The sequence below is a fragment of the Sulfuricurvum sp. RIFOXYD12_FULL_44_77 genome (assembly GCF_001830725.1).
In the GTDB taxonomy this organism is placed as follows: Bacteria; Campylobacterota; Campylobacteria; order Campylobacterales; family Sulfurimonadaceae; genus Sulfuricurvum; species Sulfuricurvum kujiense_A.
Genome location: NZ_MIBU01000173.1, coordinates 1 through 6,616, shown reverse-complemented (window position 1 = coordinate 6,616; position 6,616 = coordinate 1). Strand labels below are relative to the sequence as shown.

Below are 6,616 nucleotides of genomic sequence, written 5' to 3'. Positions count from 1 at the left end.
CCGCCGTAATTCCGATAAAAATACCTCAGCAAAAACCGCCCTCTCCCTCGCGCAGATCGGAGAGTTTTCGTTTGCTATTTTTGCTTTGGCGGGGGCAGAAAAACTGATCAGCGAAGAGATGGCAAGCTTTTTGATTTTGGTGAGTGTTATCTCGATGATCCTCACCCCGTTTATTATCGGGAACATCTATAAACTCTCCTCCTATTTTGAAAAAGAGTTTTACGAATCGGACGTCATTACCCCTATCGAGCGCAAAGACCATATTATCGTTGCAGGGTTTGCAATGCTGGGGAAAATTGTCGCCGCATCACTGCAATCCAAGGGTGCCAACTTCATTATCATCTCCGACAACCTCAAACACGTTTTACATGCCAGAAAGCTGGGATATATGGCCTACTTCGGCCACTTAAACAAACTCCCCGTTTTGGAATCGCTGAGGGTGAAAGAGGCTCAGGCGATTATCATCACGATGAGCAGCGAACAAAACCGTCGACTTATCAGTGAAGCGGTACTGGGGTATAACAAAGAGGCCAATGTTATCGTCAAAATCGACAGCGTTGATGAGCGAAAAAGTATGAGGGATTTACCGGAGTTGAAATTCGTTGATGCCAGTTTTGAAGTAGCGGATTTGCTGGTACAACGTGCTATTAAAAAATAGTTAGCAAAGGATTGAAAACTTATTATCATTGATTAACCTTTTTTGCGGTAAAATTGGGGGATTTTTTACCCAAGGTGTCCCAAAATATGATAGATGTTGTTCAAATTCAAAAAATTTTACCCCACAGATTCCCTTTTTTACTGGTCGACCGTGTTACTTCTCTTACCCCGAATGAGTCCCTTATCGGATTCAAAAATGTTACGATCGGCGAACAGATTTTCGAAGGACATTTTCCGGGTCACCCGATCTATCCTGGTGTTATGATCTTAGAGGGTATGGCCCAAGCCGGCGGAATCCTCGCTTTCCAAAGTATGGATATGACCGAAGAAGAAGCGGCGCACAAAGTGGTTTACTTTATGAGTATCGACGGTGCAAAATTTCGCGCCCCCGTCCGTCCGGGAGATCGTTTGGAATACCGAATGAACGTCGTTAAACACAAAGGATCGATTTGGGTGTTAGAGGGGAAAGCTTACGTTGACGATGCACTTGTCAGTGAAGCGGAACTCAAAGCAATGATCGTAGACAAGTAGGTCGTATGAGCTTGATTTCACCACACGCTATTATCGAAGAGGGTGCAGTTATCGGCGAGAATGTCGAAATCGGCCCGTTTTGTTTTATCTCGGGCAAAGCCAAAATCGGGCGGGGAACTAAAATTGCCGCAAGTGCCTGCATCTACGGCAACACCACTATCGGCGAATACAACGAAATTTTTTCACACGCCGTATTGGGTTCCGTTCCGCAGGATTTAAAATATGCCGGAGAAGAGGTCGAACTCATCATCGGTGATCGAAATAAAATTCGGGAGTTCACCCTTTTCAATCCGGGAACAGCAGGGGGCGGTGGCAAAACCGTTGTCGGAAACGACAATCTTTTTATGGGATACGTTCACCTCGGCCATGACGTTATAATTGGAGATCACTGTATCCTTGCCAATGCCGCGACTTTGGCGGGGCATGTCGAGATGGGGAACTACGCCGTTATCGGCGGTATGACCCCCGTACATCAATTTGTCAAAATCGGTGATTACGCTATGATCGCAGGGGCATCCGCCCTCTCTCAAGACGTACCTCCGTATTGTTTGGCAGAGGGAAATCGTGCGGTTCTTCGCGGCCTTAATCTCAACGGATTGCGCCGTCACGTCGAACGTGCCGATATTGATGCACTTCGTTCAGCCTACCGTGAATTATTTGAATCGGGCAAACCTCTCCAAGAGCAAGCGGGTATTTTGCTCCAAGAGGCAACGAGTGAACTCGTTAAAAATCTTTGTACTTTTGTTGTCAATACCAAACGGGGTATCCCCTATGAAAGGAATCAATCATGATTCATCGCCATTGCAGTTTCTGTGACGCGGCAGAGAGCGATCACAACCCGCTTATTGCCGGCACGAATGTCTATATTTGTAAAAACTGTGTCTTTTCAGCCTATAAGATCATGTTTGGTGATACGGAGGGGGAAAATACAACTACCCATGAGCACAAAAGCACCGAGCTTTTAACGCCAAAAGAGCTCAATACCTTTTTAGGGCAATACATTATCGGACAACAGCGGGCGCGTAAGCTCCTCTCTGTCGCAGTTTATAATCACTACAAACGTATTTTCAAACATACCCTTGTGGAAGATGAAACCGAAATTGCCAAATCGAACGTCCTCCTCATCGGACCGACCGGAAGCGGTAAAACCTTGATGGCACAAACGATTGCCCGTGTCCTTAACGTCCCAATCGCCATTGCCGATGCGACCAGCCTCACCGAAGCGGGCTACGTCGGAGAAGATGTCGAAAACATCCTCACCAAACTCCTCCAAGCGGCGGACGGTGATGTTGAGCGGGCACAACAGGGGATTGTCTTTATCGACGAGATCGATAAAATTTCCCGCATGAGCGAAAACCGCTCTATCACCCGTGACGTTTCGGGTGAGGGGGTGCAGCAAGCACTCCTTAAAATTATCGAAGGTGCCGTGGTCAACATCCCTCCTAAGGGGGGTCGTAAACACCCGAATCAAGACTTCATCCAAATCGATACTTCCGGTATCCTTTTCATCTGCGGCGGTGCGTTTGACGGCCTCGGACAGATTTTAGAGCGGAAAAAGGGAGCCAATGTTATGGGCTTCGGACACGATAAACGAAGCACTACCGACATCGATGACAGTTTCGAAAATGTCGAGCCGGATGATTTGGTCAGCTATGGTCTTATTCCTGAGCTTATCGGACGTTTACCGATTATTGCGTCACTCAATAAAATCACCGAAGAGGAGATGGTTCGTATCTTGACCGAACCGAAAAACTCTTTGGTGAAACAATACACCAAACTTTTTGCCATTGATGATGTCGAGCTGACATTTGACAATGAGGCGCTAAATGCGATCGCAGCCAAAGCATTGGCTCGAAAAACGGGAGCACGCGGACTTCGTGCCATTATGGAAGAGACGATGGGAGATACAATGTATGAACTCCCGGAGTACAGCGGTTATGAAGTACTCATTACCAAAGAGGTAGTCGAGGAAAAAGTTTCCCCTGTATATATCAAAAAATCAACTCAAAAAAGTGCATAGGAGAGTCAATGCTATTTAATAAACTTATCGGAATGTTCTCAAACGATCTCTCTATCGATTTAGGGACAGCAAATACCCTTGTTATTTCAAAAGGGAGAGGGATAATCATCAATGAACCTTCCGTTGTTGCGGTTAAAACTGAAAAATACGGTCAACAACGTGTCCTCGCGGTAGGGCGTGAAGCCAAAGAGATGGTGGGCAAAACTCCGGGGAACATCAAAGCGATTCGTCCGATGAGAGACGGCGTTATCGCTGATTTCGATATGACTGAGAAAATGATCCGTAAATTTATCGAAAAAGCGCACGGCCGTACGTCACTTATCAGCCCTCGTATCATTATTTGTATCCCGTACGGATTGACACAGGTTGAGCGTAAAGCGGTACGTGAATCGGCTATGAGTGCGGGAGCACGCGAAGTGTACCTGATCGATGAGCCGATGGCGGCAGCAATCGGTGCGGGGATCGATATCCGTGAACCGAAAGGGAACATCATCGTCGATATCGGAGGGGGTACCACTGAAATCGGTGTTATCTCACTCGGAGGACTTGTTCTTTGCCGATCTATCCGTGTTGCAGGGGACAAAATCGACCGTGCTATTATGGATTACATCAAACGCAAATACAATCTCTTGATCGGTGAGCGTATCGCGGAAGATATCAAAATCAATATCGGTACTGCTATGCCTCTTGCTCAAGAGCTTAAAATGATCATTAACGGACGCGACCAAGTTGAGGGTCTTCTTACGTCAATCGAACTCTCCAGCGAAGATGCACGTGAAGCGATGCGTGAGCCGCTTAAAGAGATTCTAGAAGCACTCCGTGACGTCCTTGAAAATATGCCGCCGGATTTGGCAGGGGACATCGTCAATAACGGTGTTATCCTCACGGGTGGCGGGGCACTCATTCGCCAACTCGATAAATACCTCTCAGAAATTATCAAAATTCCGGTGTATGTAGCCGATGAGCCCCTTTTGTGTGTTGCACGCGGAACCGGACGCGCATTGGAAGAGATCGATCAACTCCACGAACTCTTCGATAATGAATAAACAAGCGTTAACCGTTGCTGTACTCCTTACCGTTTTGGTAGGGGGAGTACTCTATTTTACTAATTTTTTACAATCCCCCATACTACGATTAACTCTTGCGATCAAATCATCGTATTTGGATAGTGTTGAGAGTGTTCAGCACGCGGTTGATGAACACTTTAATCAGCAAAGAACTATTATCGATCTCCGTCAAAAAAACCGTTTTTACGAACAAGAGCTGCTCAATCTGCATCAAGTCGCCGATGAATATCAAAAACTTCTTCAAGAGCACAACAGCACCTTCCGTATCATCCCTGATTCCAGTTTGGTTCGAACCCTCTCTTATGTCCGTTTCGGAGATCCTCACCGTGTATGGATTGAGATGGAGAAATTTGATCCGAAACGGGTTTACGGGCTCCTCTATCGCGGATATGCGGCAGGAATTGTTGTTTCCAAAAACAAACGTCCTATCGCCCTCTTAAACGGCGATGTCAAAAGCTCGTATGCCGTTAACATCGGAGTTACCATGGCTCCTGGAATTGTTCGGGGAAATAATTCACGCCGTTTGATCGTTGAATTTATTCCGACTTGGATTCCTATAAAAGTAGGAGATGAAGTACTCACTTCAGGACTTGACCGTATCTTTATGGCAGGGCTGAAAGTGGGAAAAGTGATCTCCATCACACGAGCCAGCGGTTATCAAAGTGCCGTCATCGAACCTTACTTTTACGGTAAAAATCCTGCCTATTTTCACGTTATTACCAAGGTGAGATGAAGGTTGTAATCGGATTTTAAGTGCTTCTCGTCTATAATAATAAAATTTTTATGACGAGGGGTCTCAATGCCAAAACGCGACGACATCAAAACGATATTACTCATCGGATCAGGCCCGATCGTCATCGGTCAAGCCTGTGAATTTGACTATTCAGGGACACAAGCGGTCAAGACGCTCAAAGAGCTTGGCTACCGCGTAGTTTTGATCAACTCGAATCCGGCAACGATTATGACCGACCCTGAATTTGCCGATCGTACCTACATCGAACCTATCAAACCCGAAATAATCGCTGAAATTATCAAAAAAGAGAAAGTTGACGCCATACTTCCTACAATGGGGGGGCAAACAGCGCTTAACGCCGCTATGAAAATGCATGAGATGGGGATGTTGGAGGGGATCGAATTCCTCGGTGCTAATCCAAGTGCCATCAAAAAAGGGGAAGACCGCCAAGCGTTCAAAGAGTGTATGGTGAAAATCGGGATGGACTTGCCGATCTCTCGTTACGCCTACAACATGGAAGAGGCAATGGCGGCTGCCGAAGCGATCGGTTTTCCGATCATCATCCGCGCGTCGTATACCCTCGCAGGGGGCGGAAGCGGTGTCGCATACAACATCGATGAATTCAAAATGCTCGCTCAGCGCGGACTCGATGAATCTCCGATTACCGAAATTCTGATCGAAGAGTCACTCCTTGGATGGAAAGAGTACGAGATGGAGGTTATCCGTGACCGTAACGATAACTGTATTATCGTCTGCTCTATTGAAAACTTCGACCCGATGGGTGTCCATACGGGTGATTCGATCACTGTGGCTCCGGCATTAACGCTTACCGATAAAGAGTACCAACGTATGCGTGATGCGTCGTTTGCTATTTTACGTGAAATCGGTGTCGATACGGGGGGATCAAACGTACAATTCTCCGTCAACCCTGAAACAGGTCGTATGATCGTTATCGAGATGAATCCTCGCGTGTCCCGTTCATCCGCCCTTGCCTCCAAAGCAACCGGATACCCGATTGCTAAAGTGGCAACCCTCCTCGCGGTAGGCTTTACCCTCGATGAGATCACCAACGACATCACCGGAACCCCTGCAGCGTTTGAACCGGTTATCGACTATATCGTGACCAAAGTTCCACGCTTTACGTTTGAAAAATTCCCTGAAGCCGAATCGACCCTCACCACCAGTATGAAATCGGTCGGTGAAGCGATGGCGATCGGCCGTACGTTTAAAGAGTCGGTTCAAAAAGCCCTCTGCTCTCTTGAGACAGGACTTAGCGGTTTCGATCCGATCGACGGCGATCTCGAATTTGTGAAACACGAAATCCGTCGCCCGAATGCGGAGCGTATCCTCTACGTAGGGCAAGGGTTCCGTATGGGACTATCCAAAGAAGAAGTATTTGATCTCTCAAAAATCGATCCATGGTTCTTGACCCAAATTGAAGAGATTATTGCCCAAGAAAAATTAATCACAACGTCAATCCTCACCGATGAGCCACAACTTCGCCGTCTTAAAACGGAAGGGTTCTCCGATAAAAATATTGCACGTCTTATCACCTTAAACGGCGGAAGTGCAAAAGAGAATGATGTCTACGAAGCACGTAAAGCACTT

The 6,616-nt window shown here is 46.8% G+C and carries 7 protein-coding genes; all 7 read left to right on the top strand.

From position 1 onward, the window contains the following. Positions 1-658 (top strand): NAD-binding protein (locus A2517_RS06920; protein ID WP_294895461.1); only part of this gene is annotated, 658 nt, incomplete at its 5' end. Between the two features lie 86 nt (positions 659-744). Then, positions 745-1,188 (top strand): 3-hydroxyacyl-ACP dehydratase FabZ, encoded by a 444-nt coding sequence (gene fabZ / locus A2517_RS06915; protein WP_294895459.1) that lies wholly within the window; start codon positions 745-747, stop codon positions 1,186-1,188. 5 nt (positions 1,189-1,193) lie between these two features. Continuing rightward, positions 1,194-1,979, top strand: coding sequence for an acyl-ACP--UDP-N-acetylglucosamine O-acyltransferase (gene lpxA, locus A2517_RS06910; RefSeq protein WP_294895456.1), 786 nt, complete (start codon positions 1,194-1,196; stop codon positions 1,977-1,979). Further along, a complete protein-coding gene (gene clpX, locus A2517_RS06905) occupies positions 1,976-3,208 on the top strand; it encodes an ATP-dependent Clp protease ATP-binding subunit ClpX (RefSeq protein WP_294895455.1) in 1,233 nt (410 codons plus the stop codon). The genes lpxA and clpX overlap by 4 nt, the downstream gene beginning before the upstream one ends. Before the next feature lie 8 nt (positions 3,209-3,216). Continuing rightward, positions 3,217-4,254 (top strand): rod shape-determining protein, encoded by a 1,038-nt coding sequence (locus A2517_RS06900; RefSeq protein WP_294895453.1) that lies wholly within the window; start codon positions 3,217-3,219, stop codon positions 4,252-4,254. Continuing rightward, positions 4,247-5,008, top strand: a complete 762-nt coding sequence (mreC, locus tag A2517_RS06895; RefSeq protein ID WP_294895451.1) for a rod shape-determining protein MreC — start codon at positions 4,247-4,249, stop codon at positions 5,006-5,008. The genes A2517_RS06900 and mreC overlap by 8 nt, the downstream gene beginning before the upstream one ends. A 66-nt stretch (positions 5,009-5,074) precedes the next feature. Continuing rightward, a partial coding sequence (gene carB / locus A2517_RS06890) for a carbamoyl-phosphate synthase large subunit (protein WP_294895449.1) occupies positions 5,075-6,616 on the top strand: 1,542 nt, incomplete at its 3' end.